22 protein-coding genes and 5 tRNA genes are annotated in these 24,690 nt (G+C 42.0%); 6 read left to right on the top strand and 21 right to left on the bottom strand.

Annotated features, from left to right (window positions below; all coding sequences use genetic code 11):
* Positions 1-17: 17 nt before the first annotated feature.
* The 4 genes from NO991_RS08160 to NO991_RS08175 are packed head-to-tail and all read right to left on the bottom strand — an operon-like array spanning position 18 to position 4,531.
* Positions 18-767 (bottom strand): L,D-transpeptidase, encoded by a 750-nt coding sequence (locus NO991_RS08160; RefSeq protein ID WP_082389162.1) that lies wholly within the window; start codon positions 765-767, stop codon positions 18-20.
* On the bottom strand, positions 764-1,876 hold the full coding sequence (locus tag NO991_RS08165; protein ID WP_138617557.1) for a dipeptide epimerase: 1,113 nt from the start codon (positions 1,874-1,876) through the stop codon (positions 764-766). Before NO991_RS08165 ends, NO991_RS08160 begins: the two co-directional genes overlap by 4 nt.
* Before the next feature lie 8 nt (positions 1,877-1,884).
* The gene (locus NO991_RS08170) at positions 1,885-3,261 is read right to left on the bottom strand and encodes an SH3 domain-containing protein (protein ID WP_300360014.1); all 1,377 of its coding nucleotides are present in this window, start codon (positions 3,259-3,261) and stop codon (positions 1,885-1,887) included.
* Between the two features lie 28 nt (positions 3,262-3,289).
* Positions 3,290-4,531 carry a hypothetical protein gene (locus NO991_RS08175; protein ID WP_371351932.1) on the bottom strand — a complete coding sequence of 414 codons (1,242 nt, stop codon included), beginning with the start codon at positions 4,529-4,531 and terminating at the stop codon, positions 3,290-3,292.
* Between the two features lie 217 nt (positions 4,532-4,748).
* On the opposite strand from NO991_RS08175, the gene NO991_RS08180 reads away from it, so the two are divergent.
* A complete protein-coding gene (locus NO991_RS08180) occupies positions 4,749-6,764 on the top strand; it encodes a TonB-dependent receptor (RefSeq protein WP_371351933.1) in 2,016 nt (671 codons plus the stop codon).
* On the opposite strand, the gene NO991_RS08185 is transcribed toward NO991_RS08180, so the two are convergent.
* From NO991_RS08185 to xerD, 13 genes are all read right to left on the bottom strand, one after another.
* Complete coding sequence (locus NO991_RS08185; protein WP_166338101.1) at positions 6,761-7,633, bottom strand: hypothetical protein; 873 nt, start codon at positions 7,631-7,633, stop codon at positions 6,761-6,763. The genes NO991_RS08180 and NO991_RS08185 overlap by 4 nt on opposite strands.
* Entirely contained in the window at positions 7,617-8,999 is a 1,383-nt protein-coding gene (locus NO991_RS08190; RefSeq protein WP_166338103.1) for an alpha/beta fold hydrolase, read from the bottom strand. Before NO991_RS08190 ends, NO991_RS08185 begins: the two co-directional genes overlap by 17 nt.
* A gap of 603 nt (positions 9,000-9,602) precedes the next feature.
* A tRNA-Arg gene (locus NO991_RS08195) sits at positions 9,603-9,679 on the bottom strand.
* Between the two features lie 95 nt (positions 9,680-9,774).
* A tRNA-Arg gene (locus NO991_RS08200) sits at positions 9,775-9,851 on the bottom strand.
* Between the two features lie 140 nt (positions 9,852-9,991).
* Positions 9,992-10,068, bottom strand: a tRNA-Arg gene (locus NO991_RS08205).
* Positions 10,069-10,149: 81 nt separating this feature from the next.
* A tRNA-Arg gene (locus NO991_RS08210) sits at positions 10,150-10,226 on the bottom strand.
* A 37-nt stretch (positions 10,227-10,263) separates the two neighbouring features.
* A tRNA-Ser gene (locus NO991_RS08215) sits at positions 10,264-10,356 on the bottom strand.
* Positions 10,357-10,468: 112 nt separating this feature from the next.
* Positions 10,469-10,666, bottom strand: a complete 198-nt coding sequence (locus NO991_RS08220) for a hypothetical protein (protein ID WP_054551252.1) — start codon at positions 10,664-10,666, stop codon at positions 10,469-10,471.
* A 251-nt stretch (positions 10,667-10,917) separates the two neighbouring features.
* Complete coding sequence (lysS, locus tag NO991_RS08225; RefSeq protein ID WP_166338105.1) at positions 10,918-12,453, bottom strand: lysine--tRNA ligase; 1,536 nt, start codon at positions 12,451-12,453, stop codon at positions 10,918-10,920.
* A gap of 26 nt (positions 12,454-12,479) precedes the next feature.
* Positions 12,480-13,578 (bottom strand): peptide chain release factor 2 gene (gene prfB, locus NO991_RS08230; RefSeq protein WP_105181232.1). Its coding sequence is split into 2 segments (ribosomal slippage): positions 12,480-13,502 and positions 13,504-13,578, totalling 1,098 coding nucleotides; the frame shifts between segments, so codons are not numbered across the junction.
* 143 nt (positions 13,579-13,721) lie between these two features.
* Complete coding sequence (gene recJ, locus NO991_RS08235; protein WP_054551250.1) at positions 13,722-15,443, bottom strand: single-stranded-DNA-specific exonuclease RecJ; 1,722 nt, start codon at positions 15,441-15,443, stop codon at positions 13,722-13,724.
* A gap of 77 nt (positions 15,444-15,520) precedes the next feature.
* Complete coding sequence (gene dsbC / locus NO991_RS08240) at positions 15,521-16,255, bottom strand: bifunctional protein-disulfide isomerase/oxidoreductase DsbC (protein WP_054551249.1); 735 nt, start codon at positions 16,253-16,255, stop codon at positions 15,521-15,523.
* Positions 16,256-16,314: 59 nt separating this feature from the next.
* Positions 16,315-17,202, bottom strand: a complete 888-nt coding sequence (gene xerD, locus NO991_RS08245) for a site-specific tyrosine recombinase XerD (protein WP_229677541.1) — start codon at positions 17,200-17,202, stop codon at positions 16,315-16,317.
* Between the two features lie 128 nt (positions 17,203-17,330).
* Between xerD and fldB the strand changes: the two genes are divergently transcribed.
* Positions 17,331-17,852: a flavodoxin FldB gene (gene fldB, locus NO991_RS08250; RefSeq protein WP_054551247.1), complete on the top strand. Its 522-nt coding sequence runs from the start codon at positions 17,331-17,333 to the stop codon at positions 17,850-17,852.
* 43 nt (positions 17,853-17,895) lie between these two features.
* Here fldB and NO991_RS08255 read toward each other — a convergent pair whose 3' ends face one another.
* Complete coding sequence (locus NO991_RS08255; RefSeq protein ID WP_138619817.1) at positions 17,896-18,324, bottom strand: DUF2147 domain-containing protein; 429 nt, start codon at positions 18,322-18,324, stop codon at positions 17,896-17,898.
* A 104-nt stretch (positions 18,325-18,428) separates the two neighbouring features.
* Between NO991_RS08255 and NO991_RS08260 the strand changes: the two genes are divergently transcribed.
* Both NO991_RS08260 and NO991_RS08265 read left to right on the top strand, forming a co-directional pair.
* Positions 18,429-18,863 (top strand): hypothetical protein, encoded by a 435-nt coding sequence (locus NO991_RS08260; RefSeq protein WP_138619818.1) that lies wholly within the window; start codon positions 18,429-18,431, stop codon positions 18,861-18,863.
* Between the two features lie 57 nt (positions 18,864-18,920).
* Positions 18,921-19,604: a hypothetical protein gene (locus NO991_RS08265; RefSeq protein WP_138619819.1), complete on the top strand. Its 684-nt coding sequence runs from the start codon at positions 18,921-18,923 to the stop codon at positions 19,602-19,604.
* Between the two features lie 3 nt (positions 19,605-19,607).
* On the opposite strand, the gene NO991_RS08270 is transcribed toward NO991_RS08265, so the two are convergent.
* Positions 19,608-20,306 carry a tRNA1(Val) (adenine(37)-N6)-methyltransferase gene (locus tag NO991_RS08270; RefSeq protein WP_166340642.1) on the bottom strand — a complete coding sequence of 233 codons (699 nt, stop codon included), beginning with the start codon at positions 20,304-20,306 and terminating at the stop codon, positions 19,608-19,610.
* A gap of 76 nt (positions 20,307-20,382) precedes the next feature.
* On the opposite strand from NO991_RS08270, the gene srmB reads away from it, so the two are divergent.
* Both srmB and NO991_RS08280 read left to right on the top strand, forming a co-directional pair.
* Positions 20,383-21,615 carry an ATP-dependent RNA helicase SrmB gene (srmB, locus tag NO991_RS08275; protein ID WP_055198154.1) on the top strand — a complete coding sequence of 411 codons (1,233 nt, stop codon included), beginning with the start codon at positions 20,383-20,385 and terminating at the stop codon, positions 21,613-21,615.
* Positions 21,616-21,836: 221 nt separating this feature from the next.
* Entirely contained in the window at positions 21,837-22,175 is a 339-nt protein-coding gene (locus NO991_RS08280) for a BON domain-containing protein (RefSeq protein WP_054551241.1), read from the top strand.
* A gap of 21 nt (positions 22,176-22,196) precedes the next feature.
* Here the strand turns inward: NO991_RS08280 and NO991_RS08285 are convergent, their stop codons facing one another.
* Positions 22,197-23,129, bottom strand: a complete 933-nt coding sequence (locus NO991_RS08285; RefSeq protein WP_138619821.1) for a hypothetical protein — start codon at positions 23,127-23,129, stop codon at positions 22,197-22,199.
* Between the two features lie 41 nt (positions 23,130-23,170).
* Complete coding sequence (gene radA / locus NO991_RS08290) at positions 23,171-24,556, bottom strand: DNA repair protein RadA (protein WP_054551239.1); 1,386 nt, start codon at positions 24,554-24,556, stop codon at positions 23,171-23,173.
* Positions 24,557-24,690 lie beyond the last annotated feature (134 nt).

Consider the following 24,690-nt stretch of genomic DNA (forward strand, 5'->3'; position numbering starts at 1 on the left):
CTTTTATTTCATTATTTTTATTTAGCTAAGTTAGGTAATTGCCACTGACTTTGCTTTTGTTGATATTGCGCTTTGGTTAAGCTGACTAATAGCGGCTTTTTACGCTCATCTAACCACGCAAGTAACGCATCCATATTGCTTTCTGTCATTGCTGTGCAACCTGCTGTAGGCTTACTTGGCGCCCGCCATAAATGCATAAAGATACAACTGCCCGCGCCATTGATATTGCTTGGGTTATGCTTAACAACAATGCCTTTTTTATAAAGGTTATCTTGGCTGTAAATATCACGACGCATCCATTCTGAAGAGTCTTTTACGGCATCTTCACCTACTTGTGCTTTATCAACCAATTGGTTGTAAAACGGTGAGCCTTTCACATCGATACAATAATCATTTGCTGTCATTGCTTGATAACTAAGGTTCGTTTGTAATGAATCTAAATAGCCAAAAGCAGTACCAAGCTCAAAAATACCTGCCGGCGCTTTACCATCACCTTCTTGTTTTTGCTGACCCGGCTGTGCAGGGTGCAGCCCCACTCCCCACGCAAGGCCAGTACGACCCAGTACCACCGCGTGTTGCTGGCCTTGTTGTTGCCAACTACCAGCGGTTTTTTCAAAGCGATACAAGGTAGCATCAATGGCATCACTGTCATTGGCTACCACCACCACGAGCTGTTGGTGACTGTTATCAATAACAGGTTTAGGTAACTCTTTACTGGCACAAGCCGATAAACTCATAACTGCAATAAGACTGACTAGTTTTTTCATGCTGGCCATACTCCGTTTGTAATTAGTTCAAGCCCTGTTATTGATTCAATACCAAGACCTGGGGATTCCGATAAGCGTATTTGTGGGCCGCTAAATTCAACGCCCCCTTGCACAGGGTCATATTGACCAAGGGCTGGACCATCTAAATCGATTTTACTGATTTGCTGCGCTTTGGCAGAGGCTAAATGTGCAGCACCTGCAACGGCAATACTGCCCTCTAGCATACAACCTATCATGCACTCTGCTTGGTATTGGGCTGTGATATTAGCAATCTCTATTGCTCGGCTTAAACCGCCCGTTTTCATTAATTTAATATTGATGATATCAACTGCGCCAAGTTCTAAAAGTTGTATTACTTGCTTCGGTGAAAAGGCGCTTTCATCGGCCATAATCGGGGTGTTCACTCGCTCAGTAATATATTTTAGACCTTGAATATCACTGCTTTTTACTGGTTGCTCAACCAACTCTAATACCACGCCGGCTTGCTCAAGTTGCTGCAGTGCAAACACAGTTTGTTTGGCATTCCAACCTTGGTTTACATCTAAACGCAGCTGAGCCTTATCGGCAAAGCCGGCATGAATTGCTTTTACACGTTCAATATCTTGATTAAGGTTATTGCCGATTTTTATTTTTAATACATCAAAGCCTTGCTCAATCGCTCGCTGACAGTCACTGAGCATTTTATCTATGTTATCGACACTAATGGTGATATCGGTTTTTAGCGCTGATTTACCACCACCAAGTAGCTTATATAAAGGCGCTTGATAGAGCTTGCCCCACAAGTCGTAAACCGCCAACTCTAAAGCCGCTTTTGCACTACTGTTACCAACCACCGTTGATTGAATAATGTGGGTAAGCTGATTAATGTTTTCGATTTCTTGCCCCACTAATTTAGGAGCAATAAACTGCTGAATGACCGCTATCATTCCTTGATGGGTATCGCCTGTAATAACCGGAGTTGAGGCCGCAGAGCCATAGCCAATTTGACCACATTCAGTGTCGATTAAAACCACTAAATCCTCGATAAAACTCACTTCTCTCAGTGCGGTTTTAAATGGGGTAACTAATGGCACTTTGAGCTTTGCAAAGCGAACAGCTTTAATTTTCATACTGGCCTCTAACGAATACGCTTAATGTTATAAACACGATCTAAGTAGCTGGTTTCTTGCGATAATCTAAGTGGCAATAATGGCGTGACCGACACCCCATTCAAGGCACTACTATAAAAGCTACCATCACCTTTGTTATAACCTAAGCCTTTAACGTCATGAATAACATAAGGCTCACCGTGATGCTCTCCTAAGTACATCATTACATGACCCGGAATATAAATTAGATCGCCAATCGCCATGTTCTTAACCGTCGGCAACTTATCATCTGCCGCAGTATTTTTATCAAAACGACTATTTTGCCCGTATTCACTACTGCCTTGCTGGCCTGAATTACGCGGCATTAGTAGGCCAAAGCTCTTATAAATTTCACCAACAAACCCAGTGCAGTCGCGACCATTGTAATCATGGCCCCAACCATAACGCTCGCCTAAAAACTTAAAGCCTTGTTTAATCAGATTCTGTTCGTTGTAGTCTAGGTAGCCTAAGTTTACATCGGCAGTTTTACTGATCATCGCCGGTTTAATTACAAGTTTGCCTTGCTCATCGCGGGTTGGTAACTGTACAACATGGCTAGCATAGCTGTTTTGGCCGTTGAGCAAATACGGTACTTGCTCACTATCAACCAATGGTAAGCGTACTCCCATATCGAGCTGCACTTCTGAGAGGGTTTCATCGCTTGGCACATAAGCAGTATTGACCTTTGCCCCGGTTACCACCAAAAAGTTAGCTTGTTCGCGATAAGCTTTTATTTTATCCGCATCAGCAAAGGCAAGATCTTCGGCTGGCGTCCATGCAAGGTAGTTGTAAGCACGAACTAACAACCATTTTTTATCTGCGCTTTGATGCAATACAGCAACCGCTTCGCCCGGAAACATACCGCTTTCTTGAAAACGATCTAAGTCTTGATCAAGGCCGCTATTTAATACCCGATCCCAGGTTGGAAAAGTGCGTAATGCGGTGCGCTTAACGACCACAGCAAAGCGTACCTCATTGTTATCTTCGACTTTGTTAAGGTTTAAGTTTTCCTGATATTTAGCAAAATCTTTCGCTGTGAGTTGGCGGCCATCGGTAAAAAAGCGCGGGCTTTTTGGAATTGAACTTGCTGAATAAATGGCGCTTGTTAGCTCGTCTTTAGTGAGCGACTTTTGAAATGAAAGAGGATCAACAATGTATTTATTATCTTTTACTAGTTTCTCGTTGAAGGCCGCAATTTGCGCCTCTGTCATGATCACTTTTGCCGATGCACCTTGTGCTAGCCAGTAGCTGGGCGAAAGCTGTGACTGCGTGACCCCGATAACATCTGATTGCCACCCCTCAGCATGCATAGGTGCACTAAAAGCAACACCTAAAGTAATTGATAAAGCGATAATTGAACGACGCATAGCTGTACCTTAATTCTTATTGAACGCGTTAATCTAATAATTTTGTAAAAGCATGCTGCAACTTTTGCTGCATTTGCTTACCGACTATTGGCAAATTGGCTTCGTCGGCCCCCGAAGTTGACTGCTGCACACTAAACGTAAACTCACGGCCACCTTGGTAATTGCCTAAACACACATGTGCCAACATAACCGTTTCTGTGGTGGAGCGCGTTTCACTTGGCCCCCAACCAATTTTTTGCCAAACACGCCACTGCCCATTCGTTGCGCCATCGAGCACTTCCTTTGCTGAGCGACTATCATTTGGTGCAATAACATTTGCCAATGCATTTGTTACGATATGACTGATACCCACCATCATGCCGCCTACAGGAGCATGTTCATCTGTATGACCTGTGCCGTTAAGTAGCACATCAACATCACTTGCTTGTAAATAAGGCATTTGCGTACTTGGTTCACGCTGATGACTAACCAGACGTTTTAACCATTCCGTTTGAGCAAGTGTGGTCATTGCTTTGTTGCCCGTTAAACCACAACCCTCACAACGATACCCCAAATAGCCAGGATCATCACTGCTTGCTTTGTACCGGCTTATCTTTGCATCACGCTCATTATTAGCAGGGTTATGCCAGTATTCGTCTGATGGCATAAACTGCTCTGAGCCATATGCGCCGTTAAATAACAAACGCTGATCCTGTAGTTTTAGCCAGCCATCATTAAAAAGCCCACGTAAATATTCGCGCCCTGCGACATTGACAAAATAACTGGCTATCGCATTTGAGTTACCATCAGCTTTACCAAATGCTTCGTAACTATTAATACTGCTGATCAAATCAGCGAGTGCCGTATCACCAGCAAAAGAAGCTGCACCAAGCTCTGGGTGAGTTTGTCTTACTTTTGACAGCGCACCGCTAAACGCTTGAACCTTCGATGAGCTCCAAGGTTCATACAGCTCATTGTGGCTGCCGTCACTTAAATACCGGTAAGCTAATTGCCCTGCTTGAACTTGATAATCAATTAGGAGTAGCTTACCCGGTTGCTCTGGGGCTAAAAAATACTGCCAATCGGCTGCCACTCTGTTTTGCCAACCTGCTTGCTGATAATTAACCTCAGCCGCTGATTTATAGCCTTGCAGCTTAGTTTCACTCTCAAGCGATAAACAGCCAGTATTGGTTAAATCGTTTGGCAAAATAGCAGGCGCTAACATCACCTGCTCGAAGTATTGTTGGTCGGTTAACGGGGCTTTTTCAGTGCTTGTTTGACAACCTGCCAAGAGTATCAGGGTGCAACTTATAGCCAGCCTGTTTTGATATGCACCTTTCACATACATAAAATAAAATTCCCACTTGTTATTATTTTTGGAATATTTTATTAAATCTAACACAAATTGACCATGAAGCAAATTAACTCAATTTTTTAAACGTTTTTTGCATCCAATATTAGCAATTACTCGTTTGTTGATTAGCACCTTTCAAATAAGGATCTTTCAAATGAATAAGCTATGTATCAGTGTTGTAACCTTCTGCTGCTCTTTTAACGCGTTTGCTAATATAGAAAAAATAACGGTTTATGGTCACCGTACTGGATTAATTGGTGAGTCTATAAGCGCCTCTAGCGGTATTATTGGTCAGGGTGAAATAGAAAATAGACCCATGCTTCGATCTACTGAATTGCTTGAGTTAATTCCCGGCATGGCTGTCACCCAACACAGCGGCTCTGGAAAAGCGAATCAATATTTTATTCGTGGCTTTAATCTTGATCATGGAACAGACTTTGCCACGAACATTGATGGTATGCCTATCAATATGCGCAGTCATGGTCATGGGCAAGGCTATACTGACTTAAACTTTATAATTCCAGAAACAATTGCCACTGTTAGTTATCAAAAAGGCAGTTATGATGTGCGCCAAGGCGACTTTTCAACGGCTGGCAGTGCTTATTTTCACTTATCTGACAACCCTAAACATGATCAGCTCAGTATCACTGTAGGGGAAGATAACTTCTATAGAGGTGTTGCATTAGGGAGTACCTCAATTGGTAGTGGCAAACTGGTAGGCGCGACAGAGTGGCAAGTTTATGATGGGCCTTGGCAGGATATTAATGAAGACGTTAATAAAAAAAACGCATTGCTACGTTATAGTCGTGATTCAGAACAAGGTAACTTATCAATTACGGCAATGGCTTATGACAACAGTTGGAATTCAGCAGATCAGATCCCGCAAAGGGCTATTGAGCAAGGTATCATTTCAGAGCTTGGCTCACTCGATAAAACACTTGGCGGAGAGTCAAGTCGGTATAGCTTATCGACAAATTGGCAAGGACAAAACTTATCAGTAAGTGCATACCTCATCGACTACGAGCTAAATTTATACTCTAACTTCTCATATTTCCTTAATGATCCAATTAATGGCGATCAGTTTAACCAACGAGATAATCGCACTATCTCAGGTGGAACACTAAGCTATCAATTTACAGCTAATGTAGGTGATATTCCCGTTAATCATACCGTTGGAACAGAGCTTCGGCATGATAATGTGAATAAAGTTGGCCTATACAATACACAAGCCCGAAAGTACCTTTCAACAGTACGACAAGACAGTGTCGAGGAAACAAGCTATACAGCATACTGGCAAACACAACTTCATTTAAGCCAACAGTTAGAGGCAACCCTTGGTGTTAGATATGATTATTTAGATGCTCACGTTGATAGCGACAACAGTTTAAATTCTGGAGATGCAGATGATGATTTACTCGGCTTTAAGGCGAGTCTAACTTACTTATTTACTGATAACCTTGCTGGTTATGCAAACTGGGGGCAGTCTTTTCATTCAAATGATGCTCGTGGCGCAACCATTGCTCAAGACCCAGTAACATTTGAGGCAACAAACACCGTAGACTTACTCGTTAAGAGTAACGGTGCAGAGTTAGGGTTGCGCTACTTCGATGAGCAACAATTTAACTTTTCTGCAGCCCTTTGGTGGCTAGAACTCGACTCAGAATTGTTGTTTGTTGGTGATGCAGGTAACACTGAGGCCAGTGATGCATCACAGCGCTATGGTATAGAACTAAGTGCCTACTACTGGCTTAGTGACACATTAAGCTTAGATGCAGAAGCGTCATTTACGTATTCTCGTTTAGACATTAGCAATAACAACAACCGTATTGAGGGAGCTGTACCAGTGGTTGCAAGTGCCGGGATTAGCTGGCAGTTTGCACAACAGTGGCAAAGCTCATTACGTTTACGCCATATAGGTAAACGTATGTTGAGTGATGATGGCAGCAAACGTTCAGAGCCTTTAACTGTGGTAAATGGTTTAGTGAGTTATCAGCAAACTCACTGGAAAGCAGAGCTTGAATTACTTAACTTGTTTGATAGTAATGACCATGACATTGATTACTACTACTCATCAAGACTAGCGGGCGAACCAACAGAAGGGGTAGAAGATAATCACTTTCACCCCATTGAGCCACGCACAGTCCGATTAAGCATGAGTTTTTTATTTTAAAGAACTTGCTCAGTGTACTTTTGTAAGTCAGTGATCAAATCACGATATAATATTGAGCTTTTATCTTTAATGCGGTCAAGAAAGAAATCATCGGCAATACTGGTGATTTTTTGACGCTTCTTTTTATCGCTTAACTTGCTTTGCGCAACATCCATCAGTTCGGCTATTTTCTCACGTTCATAGCCGTTTAAAGAGGGGTCTGTGCTGATATCTTTTAGCATGATTAATGAGTCTATTGTTGAGCCATTTAATGCTACCGTTAACGCTTTTGCTAAGCTTGGTAGCCAAGGTTTTTCGATCTGCTCACCTATCACATAAAACATGTTTTGTGCTGTCGCCAAGTCACCATCACGCACTGCAACACTGCCAAGAATGAGGTAAGAAATAAGCTGCTCTTTTGGATAGCTCTGGCTCACTGTCGCAAACAAAGGGTCGGTGCGAATAAAGTCAGCTTTTTGTTTAGCCATTTTACGCCAGCCTTTATTATAAAAAGCCAAAGACTGAGCACTATATGCTAAATACTTACCCCGCAAATCAGTTGCTTTAGCAAGCGCTAAGTCGCTTTCAGCAATTGCAAAATCTTTACTTACACCAAGGCTCAAAATGTAGCTCATCATGGCATGAGTGAGTGTTGGCTCAATTGCACCTATTTGCTCTAACTGTTCTTTTTGCAGTTTGTTATAACCATAAGCAATGGTATCGACACTGGTATTCGACACTCCCCTGTACGTTTCATAACTAAAACTATCTTGTAGATCAGCATATTGTTGTTGCTCAGTCTTTGTTGATTTGCAACCACTTAGTAAAGCGATACAAAACAGCGAGCACGCTGCTAATTTAACAAAAGGGATGCTATTTAAAGCGGTCATCAATAATTCCTTTTTCTACTTCTATGGCATCATGTGCCAAACCTTGATATATCGGGCTATGGATTCTACTTAACGAAAATATAATATTGCTGTCATCGACAACATTTATTGCATGCTCAGATGCATTGATTTGCATACCAGCACCATCAAATCGGCTTTCATTAAGTTTTACGCCTTGTTGTGCGGTAATAGTGACATTGGTTAGCTCAACTACTGAACGCTTAATATTCAAAGCGAGTTTAGCCCCTGACAAGCTGACATTTTCTAATCTCACTAATGAATCTTTAATACGAATAGATTCAGCAACCACATTTTTAAGTAACACATTATTACAGTCTTCAATGATCATATGACGATAGTGACCTGAAAACTCACGGCTGTGTTGATCTTCACAATGAAATGTCTCGATTTGCCTAGCTGAAACTTCTGCGCTGACTTCTTTTTGAACTCCCCCATTTAAAGCACTATCTAATAAAGCTAAAAACTGCTTAGGCTGTTGCTTCATCGGAACATGACCCACATCAGGCAAAGTTGCTAAGTCACTATTAATTAACTGGCTGTTCAATACTTTTGCAGTTCGTAATGGAGCAATGGCATCTTCTTCACCCCAGATAATATGTGTTTCTATTTTCAGATTGCTAACAATCTCGCTAAAATCTTCTTCAACTAAACTCAGCGCTGCATTCATATTCGGTGTTTCGCCCATAACTAGCTTCCACGCACCATCACTACGTTGTAATAGCTCTGAAAGATATGAGTAAATTGCCCCTTCTTCAATGAGTCCGGTTGTAAAATCATTAAGCTGGGCTAACTTAGTTGAGAGAAATTTAGGTAGCCTAATATCAGGCTTAGGTACGTTAGAGATAGGCTTTATAAATGCCACTTTATGTAAAATCCCCGCTGCGTCGACTAACACCAATTTATTGAGTTTCTCCGGGTATTTGCCAGCAAAATACAGACTGACCGCGCCACCCATTGAGTGACCCACAACCGAGGTTGGTTCTGCAATATAGTGATCGACCACTTCCGCCAGTACAGCAGCATAATTGCGAGGAGAGTAACGCCCTTCGGGGTTTTCTGAGTGAGCAAAACCAGGTAAATCAATCGCAATAACATGATAATGCTTAGTGAGTTCAGGGATAACCCCAAACCAATCTTGCATACCTAATACGCCTAAACCATGTACGAGCAACAAAGGCGGAGCCTTTTTATCACCTGCTTCTAAGACCAAAATTGATGAATTAAATACGGACTCTTGGTAAGTACTAAATATCCAATCAGCTTTAATAGGTGACTCAAACCTGAGTGCTTGGATTTGTTGTTGGTTCAATGATGTTGATTGCGATGCAATTGACTCGCTTTGCACTGCAAACGCACAAAGCACGATGCAAAAGAAATAGAATAAGTGAAATAGGCGCAAGGGATATTGGTTTAATTATTATTGTATTAGCTAGATTGTACCCTTTGTCGGTTAAATGTAAATAATGCAGAGCATGAACCTAATATTGAGAAATGGTTATTCTGGGATAGATAACAAGATGTGGTAGATAGAGGTCATCATTTATGGCGACTGTATCTTGATCCGCGCGAAACAAGTTTCACGCCTACGGGGTGCATTTTTTGTATTTTGAGTTGGGGATTTAATTTGTGGTGTGGAAGCGTGATGTTCACAACTGAAGTCGCTCCTACAACCACACCTACGCGAATTGCAGGCACAAAAAAACCGACTTTCGTCGGTTTATGTCACTTTAACTCTACTTAAGAGAAAGAGGCGGACGCGGGACGTATTTTGAAACAGTGAACCTCCGGCTGCGTGATTCAAAGTCGCCTAAAGAATAATAAGGTGCAATAAAACGGTATATTTATTCACGACTGAAGTCGCACCTACAACCAAACCTACGCGAATTGCAGGCACAAAAAAACCGACTTTCGTCGGTTTATGTCACTTTAACTCTACTTGAGAGAAAAGTGGCGGACGCGGGAGGATTCGAACCTCCGACCGCCTGGTTCGTAGCCAGGTACTCTATCCAGCTGAGCTACGCGTCCGCAGTATGTTTTGCATGTTTAAGTCGCGCATTGACCATGTCTTAAAGACAAAAAAACCGACAGCTTGTCGGCTTATATCACTTTCTAAGAGAAAGTGGCGGACGCGGGAGGATTCGAACCTCCGACCGCCTGGTTCGTAGCCAGGTACTCTATCCAGCTGAGCTACGCGTCCGCAGTTGCATTTTATAATCTTGCAATGATTTATCTTTATACTCGATGTGAGCTTTCAAATATGGCGGTTTCGGGACGTCTCTTGAAAGAGTGAACCTCCGACCAAATTTGTATCTTTAAACTCGATGTGAGTTTCAAATATGGCGGACGCGGGAGGATTCGAACCTCCGACCGCCTGGTTCGTAGCCAGGTACTCTATCCAGCTGAGCTACGCGTCCACACGCACATTTGAACATTGCTAATTTATTCTCTTAGCAAGAGACTCAAGTTTATACTCGATGCAGAGTCAAAGTAAAAAGTGGCGGACGCGGGAGGATTCGAACCTCCGACCGCCTGGTTCGTAGCCAGGTACTCTATCCAGCTGAGCTACGCGTCCACACATATTACTTTCAAGACATGCCATTTTAGAAAAATGGTGGAGAAGGAGGGATTCGAACCCTCGATAGAGCTACAAACCCTATACTCCCTTAGCAGGGGAGCGCCTTCGGCCACTCGGCCACCTCTCCGTCTTGTGGGGCGTATAATAAAGACTTCAGGAAATATGTCAAACACTTTTCAAGGAAAATCGTACAGATGGTTATAGATTATCCACAACGCACAAAAACAACTCGTTTTTGTTTACCCTTTAGTCGTTTTTTCTTTATCACTCAACGGCTCAAGACCCGTCAGTGGGATTAGTTCATCTGTTAATTCGGCTAGGTATTGGTCTTGATAACCCAATTGTTGGAATTCGGCGATGCAGGCACGATAAAAAGCTTCACGTTGATGCTCGCTTGGCGTTGTCTCTACTGAAGACTGCGAAGGCTTTTTTGTCATTATTATTAAGTCCGTTTAAACGTTGAAGAGAATGGCGTAATGATGTCATATCTTGTCTAAAAATAATACTATCGGACTTAGAATTAGTAGAAAAACTTTACAACTTAGTAACTTCGTTTGAAAAATAATTCAGCATTTTCTTTTAGATCAGCTAATTACAATTAAATATAAAAATTGAGAGCAATAAAAATCAGAAAATTCTGATAACAAAAACGCCGCTAAAAAGCGGCGTTTTCAGAACATTTAGCTGATTAGTCAGCTTGAGGACGCATGTGTGGGAATAGGATCACGTCTTTAATTGTTGGTGAGTCAGTAAATAACATCACTAGACGATCGATACCAATACCCTCACCCGCTGTTGGTGGTAAGCCGTACTCTAACGCACGAATGTAATCTTCATCGTAGTGCATTGCTTCATCATCACCTGCGTCTTTCTCTTCAACTTGACGAGCAAAACGCTCAGCTTGATCTTGTGCATCGTTAAGCTCAGAGAAACCATTTGCTAATTCACGGCCACCTACGAAGAATTCGAAACGGTCAGTCACAAATGGGTTTTCATCGTTACGGCGCGCAAGTGGAGACACTTCCCACGGGTAAGCGGTAATGAAAGTTGGTTGAATTAACTTATGCTCAGCAGTCTCTTCGAAGATTTCACACAAGAACTTACCAGGGCCCCATACGCAGTTTTCTGGGATCTTAACGTGTACTTGCTTCGCGTACGCTTTAAGTTCTTCAAAATGGTTTTCAGGGTCACTAAATACCGCAGCATCAAAGTCTGGGTTGTACTTAAGGATAGCCTCGCTCATTGTTAAACGAGCAAAAGGTTGTCCAAAGTCGTACTCTACTGAATCAACCACTTCACCATTTTCATCTTTCGTTGTGTTTACAACAATTGGTGAACCAAGTACGTCTGTCGCAACAGTACGTAACATATCTTCAGTAATGTTCATCAGGTCAATGTAATCCGCATATGCTTGGTAGAATTCGATCATCGTGAATTCTGGGTTATGACGCGTTGATAAACCTTCGTTACGGAAGTTACGGTTGATTTCGAATACACGCTCAAAGCCACCTACAACTAAACGTTTTAAGTAAAGTTCAGGGGCAATACGTAAGTACATGTCGATATCAAGTGCATTGTGGTGTGTGACGAATGGACGAGCAGACGCACCACCTGGGATCACTTGTAGCATCGGTGTTTCAACTTCCATGAAATCACGATCAGCTAAGAAACGACGGATACCTTCAACAACCTTAGAGCGAATACGGAAAGTTTCACGTGTCGCATCATTAGTAATTAAATCAACATAACGTTGACGGTATTTAGTTTCTTGGTCAGATAAACCATGGAATTTTTCTGGTAACGGACGTAATGACTTTGTCAGTAACTCGTACTCTGTCATTTCTACGTAAAGGTCACCTTTACCTGATTTATTTAGTGCGCCTTTAACACCGATGATGTCACCGATATCAAGTTGACCGTATTTTGCTTTTAAATCTTTTTGTACGTCTTTTGATGCGTACGCTTGAATTTGACCTTTCATGTCTTGCAACGCAAGGAAAGGACCACGTTTTGCAAGAATACGACCTGCTACAGATACAACGTGCTGCTCAGCAACTAATTCTTCTTTCGATTTATCACCAAACTCAGCTTGCAAATCAGCCGTGTAATGTTCACGACGGAATTGGTTTGGATGACCGTTGGCTGGGCAATTTTCGCGGATTGCGTCTAATTTGCCACGACGCTCAGCGATTAACTTATTTTCGTCTTGGATTTGATCAGTCATTTTTTAGCTCTTTTTTAGCTTGGTGGTTATAGGCCAGATTTAAGGCTGGCTTCAATAAATTTATCTAAGTCGCCGTCAAGAACCGCTTGTGTATTACGGTTTTCAACGCCAGTACGTAAGTCTTTAATGCGCGAGTCATCAAGTACGTATGAACGAATTTGACTACCCCAGCCAATGTCAGATTTAGCATCTTCTTGGCTTTGTTTTTCAGCATTTTGTTTTTGAATTTCAAGTTCAAACAATTTCGCTTTTAACTGCTTCATTGCTTGGTCTTTATTCTTGTGCTGTGAACGCTCATTTTGGCACTGTACAACAGTGTTAGTTGGTATGTGAGTAATACGAACCGCTGACTCTGTTGTATTTACGTGCTGACCACCTGCGCCTGATGCGCGGTAAACGTCAATACGTAAGTCTGCCGGATTAATATCAATTTCGATATTATCGTCGATTTCTGGGTAAACGAATGCCGATGCAAACGAGGTATGGCGACGACCACTTGAGTCGAACGGGCTCTTACGCACTAAACGGTGAACACCTGTTTCTGTACGTAACCAACCGTATGCATATTCGCCAACAAAGCGCACTGTTGCGCCTTTGATACCAGCCACATCACCATCCGTTGCTTCAACCAGTTCAACTTTAAAGCCTTTTGCTTCACCCCAACGTAAATACATACGCAGTAGCATGTTGCACCAGTCTTGGGCTTCAGTGCCGCCAGAGCCTGATTGTAAATCAAGGTAAGCATCGTTTTGGTCATGGTCGCCTGAGAACATACGACGGAACTCTAGCTTTTCAAGCTGTGCATTTAAATCGCCTAATTCAGCTTCAGCTTCAGCGAAGGTTTCTTCATCTTCTGCTTCAACAGCAAGCTCAACTAAACCTTCAACATCTTCGGTACCAGACACTAGATTATCAATGGTCTCAACAATAGCTTCGAGTGCCGACTTTTCACGGCCAAGTGCTTGAGCTCGCTCTGGCTCATTCCACACTGCTGAATCTTCAAGTTCTGCGTTAACTTCTTCTAACCGCTCTTTCTTAAGAGGGTAGTCAAAGGTACCCCCGAAGCAGTTCAGTACGTTCGCGAATTTCCTTGATTTGATTAATCACAGGATTCACTTCAAACATGTACATTACTCCAAAATGGCTGATTTACCGCGCACCGATATCGACAATAAATACGGTAAATTATCTACAAATATTAAAAACGCCCGATTTTAACAAAAAACCGAGCGTTTTATTAGCCTTTTATGTCGATTATAACGATATTTTTATGTCGCTTTTTGTAGCTCTCGAATAATCAACTGTAACGAGAATTTACCACGGAATTCATTTATATCGAGTTGATAAGCAGCTTTCACATAACGCACTTCGGTATCTGGCCATGCACGCACATCAACCCCAAATGCAATGCCATCAACTAATCGTCCAGACTGATGTTTTAAAACTAGTTTTAAGTGTTTTTCACCGACAATGCGCTGCTGTATTACTTCGAATACATGTTCAAACACTGGCTCTGGAAATTGCTGACCCCAGGGGCCGGCATTTTTTAGCTGGTTTGCAAACTCCATCGAAAAGCACTCATTAGGTAATTCACCATCGGTAAGTAAAATACTTTGCTTATGCTCTTCAGTGAGTGTGTCTGTCACCATTTGCTCAAACACGGTTTTAAATTCAGTAAAACACTGCTCATTGATACTCAGCCCCGCTGCCATGGCATGGCCACCAAATTTACTGATCAAATGCGGGTAGAGTGTATTTACTCGCTCAAGCAAATCACGCATATGTAGCCCTTCAATAGAGCGGCAAGAGCCTTTTATTTCGCCGTTATCGCCAGCTGCAAAAATAATCGTCGGGCGGTGATACTTTTCTTTTAAGCGGCCAGCCAAAATACCAATCACACCTTGGTGCCAATCAGCTTGGTATAAACAAATGGCATCAGGCACTGACTCGGTTTTAAATGCTAAACGATCAAGCACCGCTTGTGCTTCAGTTTGCATACCCTGCTCTATTTCACGGCGCTCATGATTGAGGCTGTCGAGCTCACTGGCAATACGGCGAGCTTGGTTTATATCGCTTGATAACAAACAGGCTATACCTAAACTCATATCATCTAAACGCCCAGCTGCATTTAAGCGTGGTGCCAATGAAAAGCCAAAGTCACTGGCACTTAAACGGGCCGCATTGCGATTTGCCACTTCAATGAGAGCACTAATACCAGGGCGTGTTTTACCACTGCGAATACGTGCTAAACCTTGATGAACTAAGGTTCGGTTATTGGCATCAAGCGCGACCACATCGGCAACGGTACCAAGGGCTACAATATCAAGTAACTCAGCCAAATTTGGCATTGGATTTTGCTGAAAGTACCCTTGTTCACGTAAGTGGCTACGTAAAGCAATGAGCAGATAAAAAGCCACCCCAACGCCTGCTATCGATTTCGATGGAAACTGACAGTCATGGCGATTCGGATTCACGATAGCATCTGCATTTGGTAGGGCTTCACCTTGTAAATGATGATCAGTTACCAGCACCTTAATACCTGCTTGCTTTACAATGGCAATGCCATCGATACATGAAATACCGTTATCAACGGTGATCACAAGCTCGGGTTGCATGGTTACTATTTGCTCAGCAAGTGCGGGGCTTAGGCCATAACCTAGGCTGAATCTGTCTGGTACCAAGTAATCAAGGTTCTTTAAGCCGAACATAGCAAGACCTTGCATTAAGGTTGCTGTGCTGGTTGCACCGTCGGCATCAAAGTCACCGACGATTAACACGCGACTTTGATCCGCGAGGGCTTGTTGTAATAGCACAACAGCTTTGTCGATATCTTTAAACAGCTTAAAGTCATGTAATGTTGCAGCGCTATTATCGAGTTCAGTGGCACTTTGCACCTGCCGAGTCGCATATATTTGCTTAATTACAGGATGTAAATGGTGTGGTAAATGCGAATCATCAACATGAGGACGAGCTTGAATTATTTTTTCCATGTCGGAAATGGTACTTCTTTGCTTAAGACAAATAAAAAAGGCCTACGACAAATAGGCCTTTTCGTTAAAAAAATCAGTTATGAAGATGTTTTTGGTAAAGCATCAAGCGCTTGGCTAATTTGCGCAGCTGATTGATAACCAGGGATCATGGTACCATCTTCTAAAATAATTGCCGGTGTGCCCGACATTCCAAAGCTTTGACCTAGTTGGTAGTGCTCTGCAATTGGTGCGTTACAACCAGGCACGACAGCGACTTCTGCACCCGCTTTTGCTTCTGTTAATGCTTCAGCAGGGTCTTTAGCACACCATACATTCATTAAATCTTGGTAACCTTTACCACGTAAACCACCACGTGGGAAAGCAAGGTATTTAACCGTGATACCCGCATCTAAGAAGTCATCAAGTTCACGGTGTAATTTACGACAATAACCACAGGTGATATCGGTAAAGACTGTGATCGAATGCTTTTCGTCTTTCGCTTTGTAAACGATCATTGAGTCTTCGTACTCAGCAACACCTTCTTTACGAACGTCACTTAGAGCATGCTCTGTTAAATTAACTCGATTATTAAGGTCAATCAGTGTTCCTTGCATTAGAAATTGACCGTCAGGGCTTGCGTACAACACACCTTTGTCAGTAATTAGTTCTTTAAGACCTGCCACTGGGCTTGGGTTGATTTGCTTAACGGTTACGCCTAATTCAGCAAACTTAGCAATGATAGGGGCATCAGCAGCGTCTGTTGTTGATACGCCATTGGCAAACACATTTAAGCTTGTGCCTAGTAGTGCTGTGGCTAAAACTAACTTTTTCATAAATATCCTATATCCTGATCATTTTTTATATAGACCGGTACATCTTTAAAAATCTTGCACTAAGCACGTGGATGATGTTGCTCGTGTACCGACTTCAATCTTTCATTCGCTACATGGGTATAAATTTGTGTTGTTGATAAGTCACTGTGACCTAACATCATTTGCACGACTCTAAGGTCCGCCCCATGATTAAGCAAATGCGTTGCAAACGCGTGTCTGAGCGTATGCGGTGATAACGGCGATTCAACTGATGCCAAAATAGCATAGTGTTTGATGCGATGCCAAAAAGTTTGTCGTGTCATGCCAATCCCGCGCTTTGATGGGAACACAAAGTCAGTGGCATGTTTAATCATTTGCGAACGACCCACTTTTAAAAACTGCTCAAGCCAGTACATTGCTTCTTCGCCTAAGGGAACTAAACGCTCTTTATTACCCTTACCTTTTACAAAGACCACCGCTTGGCGCAAATTAATTTGCTCCATTCTGAGTCCTACTAGCTCTGTAACACGAAGCCCAGTAGCATATAACAGCTCAAGCATAGCTTTATCACGAAGCCCCATTGCATCTTCTATGTCTGGGGCTGCAAGCAAAGCTTCGACTTCGGCTTCTGACAGTGTTTTTGGTAATGACTGCCCAGCTTTTGGCTGAGCAATATTGACCATCGGCGAATCGGCAATGGCTTTTTCGCGTACAAAATACTGATAAAAACGCTTAAGTGCACTGATGCTTCGCGCTGTACTGCGCGACTTCAGTCCTAAATCAACACGGTATGCTAAATACGCTTCAATATCATCTGAGCGGACAGCCAGTAGGTCTTTATCTTTTAAAAATTGGCAAAACTTTTCAAGGTCACTGCGATAAGCGGCGAGTGTATTTTCGCTGACTCCCTGCTCAAGATACAGCGTATCTAAAAATAACTCTAAATGTTCGGCGTTATTTGCTGTTATTACACCTTTTTGGGCTTGTGAATTATTATCAGCCACGCGTACTCTCATCCTTATCAAGGTATCAATTGATTATACCTTACGGTAAACTTACGCCTATCATATCAGGCAAATACACAGTGATAAATACGATGCAGATTGGTTTATTTTATGGTTCTACAACCTGCTACACAGAAATAGCGGCAGAGAAAATTCGCGATATTATTGGTCACGACATCGTGAGCCTTCACAATATCAAAGATGAGCCATTAAAAAATGCAGAGCAATTTGATTTCGTGATCTTCGGCATTTCAACTTGGGATTTTGGTGAGTTGCAAGAAGATTGGGAATCAATCTGGGACGACATTAAAGATGTTAACCTAAACGGCAAAACCGTGGCTCTGTTTGGTATGGGCGATCAACAAGGTTATGGTCAGTGGTTCCAAGATGCACTTGGCATGTTACACGATGAAATTTGTGATCAAAGCATTACCTTGTTAGGCAAATGGCCTAACGATGCAAGTTATGAATTTGAGGCTTCAAAAGCACTCACTGAAGATGGCAAACAATTTGTTGGCTTAGCCCTTGATGAGGACAGTCAATACGAGCTTAGCGATGAGCGTATCGCAAGCTGGGTTGAACAAGTCATGACTGAGTACAGCGAAAGCTTGTAAGTCATGAATAAAAAAGCCAAGCATTGCTTGGCTTTTTTAATGGTTATTCAACACGTTGCCAATATTGATTACGATAGAAAAATGCAATATATCCGCGTACTTCAAGCACCTTACCTTGTTCTTTTGGAGTCAGTTTAAGGGTATAGGTTTTACCATTGTTTGGGTCTAGGATTTCCCCCTCTTGCCAGCTACCATCACCGGCATCTTTAGCACCTTCTATAATTTGTAACCCTAAAATTGGCTGATTTTTCTTATCACCTTTACACTCTTCGCAGATTGCATCTTGCTTGGCTGGGTTAAGGATTTTTTCAACACTACCAACCAATACACCATCTTGCTCACTAATACGTACTAAAGATTTCGCTTCATTCGTTTCTTCGTCAATGGTTTTCCAAAGACCCACTGGCGTCAATGCGGCAAAGCTCAACTGAGAAAATAATAAGGTAGATAAAACAATTGATAAACGGAACATAAAAAACTCGTATAAAACTTAAGACTTTGGCACTATATCAGGGCTTAAGCAAACACACCATTTTGCTTAGCTCTGAAATCGACACAACATTGCGAGGGAACACAATGAGTCAATTCACATTAATTACCGGTGATATTGTCAGTTACGACAGTAATCAGGTTGCTACAATTAACGCCACGGGCGAAATAAAAATAAATCGCTTTGCTGAGCCATTATTTATTCCTGATAGCGCTAAAGCCGCCATTGAGCTGGGTCGGCTCGATGATAACTTGTTTAATTTAAAAAAGTTATTACGCTCAGGCTATGCCGATCCCTGCCCTACGACCCGCGTGCTAATTGAAACCACACATCCTTTACCTGACATCGAAGGTCTGCTGGTCAAACGTCGCTTTAGCATTATTGATTTTTGCAGCGCCGAAATAGAAAAGTCGCACAGTAAAGCTGTATTAGATACCCTATTAAAGCTTGAATATGTTCAGCAAATTCAGCTTGATGAAGTCATGCAATTACAACCACCGGTACAATTTAACAATCAATAAAGGTACAATAACTTATAAGTATGCTAAACAGCTCCTTCATTTGTAAAAGGAATAACAATGAAAAGTGCGCTACCAATAATAGCTGCCGCAAGCATTTTGCTCGCAGGGTGTGATGAATTAGAAGTTGAAGAAACTCATAACTTTGGCGACGAAATGTATGAGAACAATTACACGCTCGTAAATACCACTGATTTAGAAGTGGATTATTACATGGCGAACACTGATTTATTTGGTGATGCTCAAGAAGTTAAAGACTCTGAATACTATGTTGATACGCTTGCATCGCAATCACCTCCCGTTGATGTAATACATGCTCACAATGAACGCAGTCGTATTTCCTTTTATGTAGTCGATCACAGCGACACAAGTAACTCAGCCACACAGATGTATCAGGTAGCTCAAGATCAACCTTATCATTTTGTGGCTTGGCAAAATGAAGAAAAGCTCCGTTTAACACTCGTCAAAAAAGCCAATGATAATAAAGATGACTTTTTTGCGATTCGTATTCTCGCAACTGAAAACCTTCGCTTAAAAGTCGAAAAACAACTCGTTAATTTATATCAGAATCAATTAAGTTACTGGTACCACATTGATGACTGCGCTGATGACTTGAAAATATCAAGAATTAACGATGAGGATAAGCGAGTCTATGAACCCGTCTCAATCTGCGACGCATCATATGGGCAGTCATATACCTTGCTCTTAAGTGAAGATGGCCTTGAAGCGAGCATTGCTGAATAACCATTACATCTTTAGGTAAAAAGCTTTACATAGCTCCTTATAATCTTGGCTGTAGCTGCCATCAGCTGCATGTATGGTTAACGACGTTGTTTCGCATTCACCGTTGTTTTGGCTGAATAGCATCAGGCTTCTGCTCGCTTGCTTTTTGTCGGTGGTGCGAACCAAGCAATGGCGGTTTAAGTACCAGCCAGCTTGCTCGGCAACAGCAATGAATTGTTGTGCCTCTACGCAAGGCAAGATCACATTCAAGCGTGTTTTACTGTGACTCAGTCTAGAACATGATGCTATTAATTCGCTGAAGCTAAGGCCATCAGTATGGCGGGCAGTATTTCGAGCATGATTATCACCTTTTAGGCTCGCATTAAAATAAGGTGGGTTAGTGATGATCGCATCAAAAGGCTCTGCTGCACTAAATGACTGCACAGCTCCTTCGAAAAGGTTTATATCAGGCCAAGGGCTAGCCGCAAAGTTGTCTCGAGCATCATTACAGGCATCAGAATCAATTTCAATGGCACTTACTTTTGCATCAGGCATTCTTTGTTTTGCCATTAACGCCAACAACCCTGTGCCTGTACCAATGTCTAAAATGTGCTTAGCACCACTCACATCAGCCCACGCCCCTAACAAAATACCATCGGTCGATACTTTCATCGCTGCGCGCGTTTGCGTTACCGTAAATTGTTTAAACACAAAGCCTGACATTTTTTCACCTTTTCATTCACCACAGCCGCGTTAACGCGTATAATTAGGCTCAATTGTCCTCTATTTATGTCACTCTATGCAATTTTCTGAATTTGATATCGATAACAAGCTGTTAAATGCCATTAATAAAATGGGTTTTGATACGCCAACCAGTATTCAACAACAAGCGATCCCTGAAGCACTTCAAGGTCGTGATATTTTGGCATCTGCCCCTACTGGTACGGGTAAAACAGCCGCGTTTTTGATCCCTGCAATTCAATACTTGCTTGATTTCCCGCGTCGCGATCCTGGCTTTGCACGCGTATTGATCATGACACCAACCCGTGAGCTTGCTTACCAAATTCATGAGCAATGTGAATTACTCGCAGCACAAACTCATCTTAAAATTGGGGTTGTGACAGGTGGTATAAACTACGGGACACACAGAGAAATTTTCGAAAGCAATAACGATATTCTCATTGCCACACCAGGGCGTTTAATGGAGTACCTCGAAACAGAGAACTTCCATGCTGAAAACGTTGAAATGCTTATTCTTGATGAAGCTGACCGCATGCTAGACATGGGTTTTCGTAAAGAAATGCTACGCATTTGTGATGAAGCACGTAACCGCCGTCAATGTTTCTTATTCTCAGCCACCCTTGAAGGTGACAGCGTTGAGTTATTTGCAGAGCGAATCTTAAACGATCCGGCACTGCTTGAAGCCGAATCTTCACGTAAAGAAAAAGGCAAAATCCATCAATGGGTTCACCTTGCGGATGACTACGACCACAAGCTAAAAATGTTGGTTGAAACGTTAAATGGTGACGACATTCATAAAGCAATTGTGTTTGTTAAAACTCGTGAACGCCTTGAGACACTGGTTGGCGAGCTAAATAACGAAGGTCTTCGTGTTGCTTGGTTACGCGGTGAAATGCCACAAGATAAGCGCATGAAAGCGATGGAAAACTTTCACTCTGGCCGCAACAATATCCTAGTTGCAACAGATGTTGCTGCTCGTGGTATTGATGTTGCTGATATCAGCCATGTTATCAACTTTGATATGCCACGCACCGCAGACGTATATGTACACCGTATAGGACGTACTGGCCGTGCTGGTAAAAAAGGCATTGCGATATCATTTATTGAAGCTCATGATGTGGCAATTGTTGGTAAAGTTGAGCGCTACATTGAGCAAAAGCTTAAACGCCGCGTAATTAAAGGGCTTGAGCCACAGCACAAAGAAGCGAAGATCCCATCTAAGAAGAAAAAAGATCCAGTAAAAATGAAGGCAAAGAAAAAAGCCAAAGCTAAAACGAAGAAGAAAAAGTAGTTTTAACTTTAACATCATAAAAGTAAAAATGCCGAGCTTGCCTCGGCATTTTTGTACCCTACCCTTTTTACTTATTTAGTGTGTAATTAGTTCACACTTTCTTACCCATACAGACCGGCAAAAATAGAAAATCAATTAAATTCAAAAACTTAAAAAATGGAATAATAATTGTAACTGGTTCAGCAATAGTTCACAGCAGACTAGAACAACGAGGGAATTGTATGAGCCGCTTCAAATTAACCATAGTAATTACTTTATTAAGCTGTATTTTTTTACTTGCTTGCGCAACGAATGTGAGTGCCAATACTAGCGTGCTAACAACCAGCACATCGGCACAACCTCGCCTACAACAAATGGCCCTGAAAAAGTTAACAAATAATCCGAATTTTAAGATTAAGCATCTTCAGGTGATTATCGATGGCAATACTGTTGAATTAAAAGGAATTGCAGAAACAGGATTTCAACGTGCTTTAGCGCAGAAATTTTTGGAGCACAGTCATGGTGTAACCCAGATCAGAAATAACCTTAAAGTGAACGCATTAAACAACCCGACACTTTAAGGTTAATAATTTAACAGAGGTTTATTTACCGCTTGCTTGTAAATTAATGTAGCTAGCTAATTCTTCTGGCTGCCCCATTAACGCCATAATCTGTTGGTTTATCTCCATCATGGTTTTTCCTTCAGGTAAGCTTGCTGACACAGTCAATTCAGACAATCCACTTACGAAGTTTGTGATAGCAGCTGCTAGCTCTTCACTTACTGGCGCCTGTTGTAACTGCATGGCAACAGTCTGTTGGAACTGCTCGTGGCTCATACCTTGTGCTTCTAAGAAACTATCAACAACTGCTTTAAGCTCACCTTCGTCGGCGATCGACATATTAATGCTACGTGGCTCAAGTTGAGTCATTGCAGCCATCATTTTTGATTGCTGTTGCAGTTGTTGCTCTAAAGTCAGCTCTGCACCTTGCGCTTCATTTTGCATTTTACTTATTGCCATTGATGCTTCCATTAATGGCGTTGAGTTGGCAAGGCCTAAGTTAAAACGCACATCAGCAACTTGGTTTGCAATAACGTTTAAAGCAAAATCACTGCTACCAGTGTCTTTATCATAATCTAGCGATGAATTTACGTCATAGCTTGCAGATGCTAACTTATTGTTCGCATTTTCAGGAAGTTGCGCTAAAAAGTCATCACTAAAACGAAAGCTCTTCATTACAAAACCAGTGTGAGGCGGCACTGCATCGACTTCATATCCTGTCACTTCAATATTGTCGATTGTGGCAATCATCTCATCACCAGTATAGCTTTGTACCTTAATCCCTGAAAGCTGCATGCTGCTAGCAAATACATTTGCTGAAATATCATTGTAAGTAATATCTACACCACTTTGCGCTGATAATGCACTTATTTGCTGATCAACGACCTTTTTTACTTCCTGTGTAGCTGCGTAGTTTGCGTAAAACGCACCGCCAACAGCCGCAGCAACAACCGCTGCTATAATTAACTTTTTCATTTTATTTCCTTTAATTGGTGTAAATTTTTAGCAGTGTATCATTAGTTGATTAACGACAATAGTTCATGCACGGTTTTCACTGGCGTGATCTTAGCGCCAAGCCCTTCCATTGATTTATGGTAATTGCGATGCGGAATAAAAATCTCTGTAAAGCCGTGTTGCGCAGCCTCCTTCACTCGAGGTACGCCGCTGTCGATTGGTCTTACATCACCATTTAAACTAAGTTCGCCCATAATACAGGTGGTGCGTGGTACAACAAATTCGTTCAAGCTGCTTAATAACGCTGCAACCAATGCTAAATCGATACAAGTCTCTGACTCATCGATTTTTAAGCCACCGACAATATTAAAAAAGGTGTCGTGAAAGATTTTTGTCTTTGTGTGTTTACGTAAAATTCCCGTGAGCATCTTAATACGATTCATGTTCAAACCAACACATACCCGCTGTGGAAACTCAGCTTCGGTTTCTGTAGTTAAACATTGAATTTCGAGTAGTAAGTTACGGTTACCTTTACGTATACAGGTAATGGCTGAGCCTGGGGATTCTGTGCTTGAACCAGATAAAAAGATTTCGCTCGGGTTATCAACGCTCAGCATTCCGCGTTCACACATTCTGAAAATACCCACTGTGTCGATATCACCAAAACGGTTTTTATTGGCACGCAATGTTCTGACTTGCCCATCGTTAGTATCAATATGCAGTAAGGCATCAACTATATGTACCAGTGTTTGCGGCCCAGCAATTTCGTTATTTTTGTTTACATGGGCAATGATGAACATAGTTACATCGTTTTGCTTACAGTATTGCGTTAATGCTTGAGCTGCACTTTTTACCTGTGAAGGTGAACCTGGACTACCATTTGCCGTTTCTGTCACCACTGCCTGAATTGAATCGATAACTGCAAATTTAATTTTGTTTTTATCGAGTTCTTCAATGATTGCTTCAACACTGGTTTCAGAAAGCAAATAAAGCTCATCTTCGTTATAATCTAAGCGCAAGCGATTCACTCGGTTTTTAAACTGAGATAAAGACTCTTCCGCTGTACAGTATAAAGACGGCATCAGCTTTGACATACGTGCAACTAAATCAGACAACAAAGTCGTTTTACCGGCACCAGGGTCGCCTGAGATAATGTTGACGGAACCTGTCGTTACACCACCGCTTAATACTCTGTCTAACTCACCGATTTCGGTAAGGCGTTTTTCTGCCTCGGTGGTTGCAACTTCGTTGATTTTCTTTGAGCCACCGCTTGCGATACCGGCATAGCCTGCCACTGCAGCACGACTTGCCGCTTGCTTTGATTGCCCTGCCGATGGTTTAAATTCTGCAAGTGTATTCCATGCACCGCACTTACACTGCCCTTGCCAGCGCTGATAGTTCATGCCGCACTCAGTGCAAACAAATTCGATTTTTGCTGATTTTGCCATTCGGCCTTACCTATTGAATTATTCTATTTTGACTAATTAGTAACTTAAAAAACTGACTAGCTAAATATTTCATGTATAGTAGTTTTATGAGCTGAAGCCTTTGAACTTAAATCTGTTCGGCTTTTTTACACAGC

The organism is Pseudoalteromonas sp. DY56-GL22 (assembly GCF_041414715.1).
In the GTDB taxonomy this organism is placed as follows: domain Bacteria; phylum Pseudomonadota; class Gammaproteobacteria; order Enterobacterales; family Alteromonadaceae; genus Pseudoalteromonas; species Pseudoalteromonas simplex.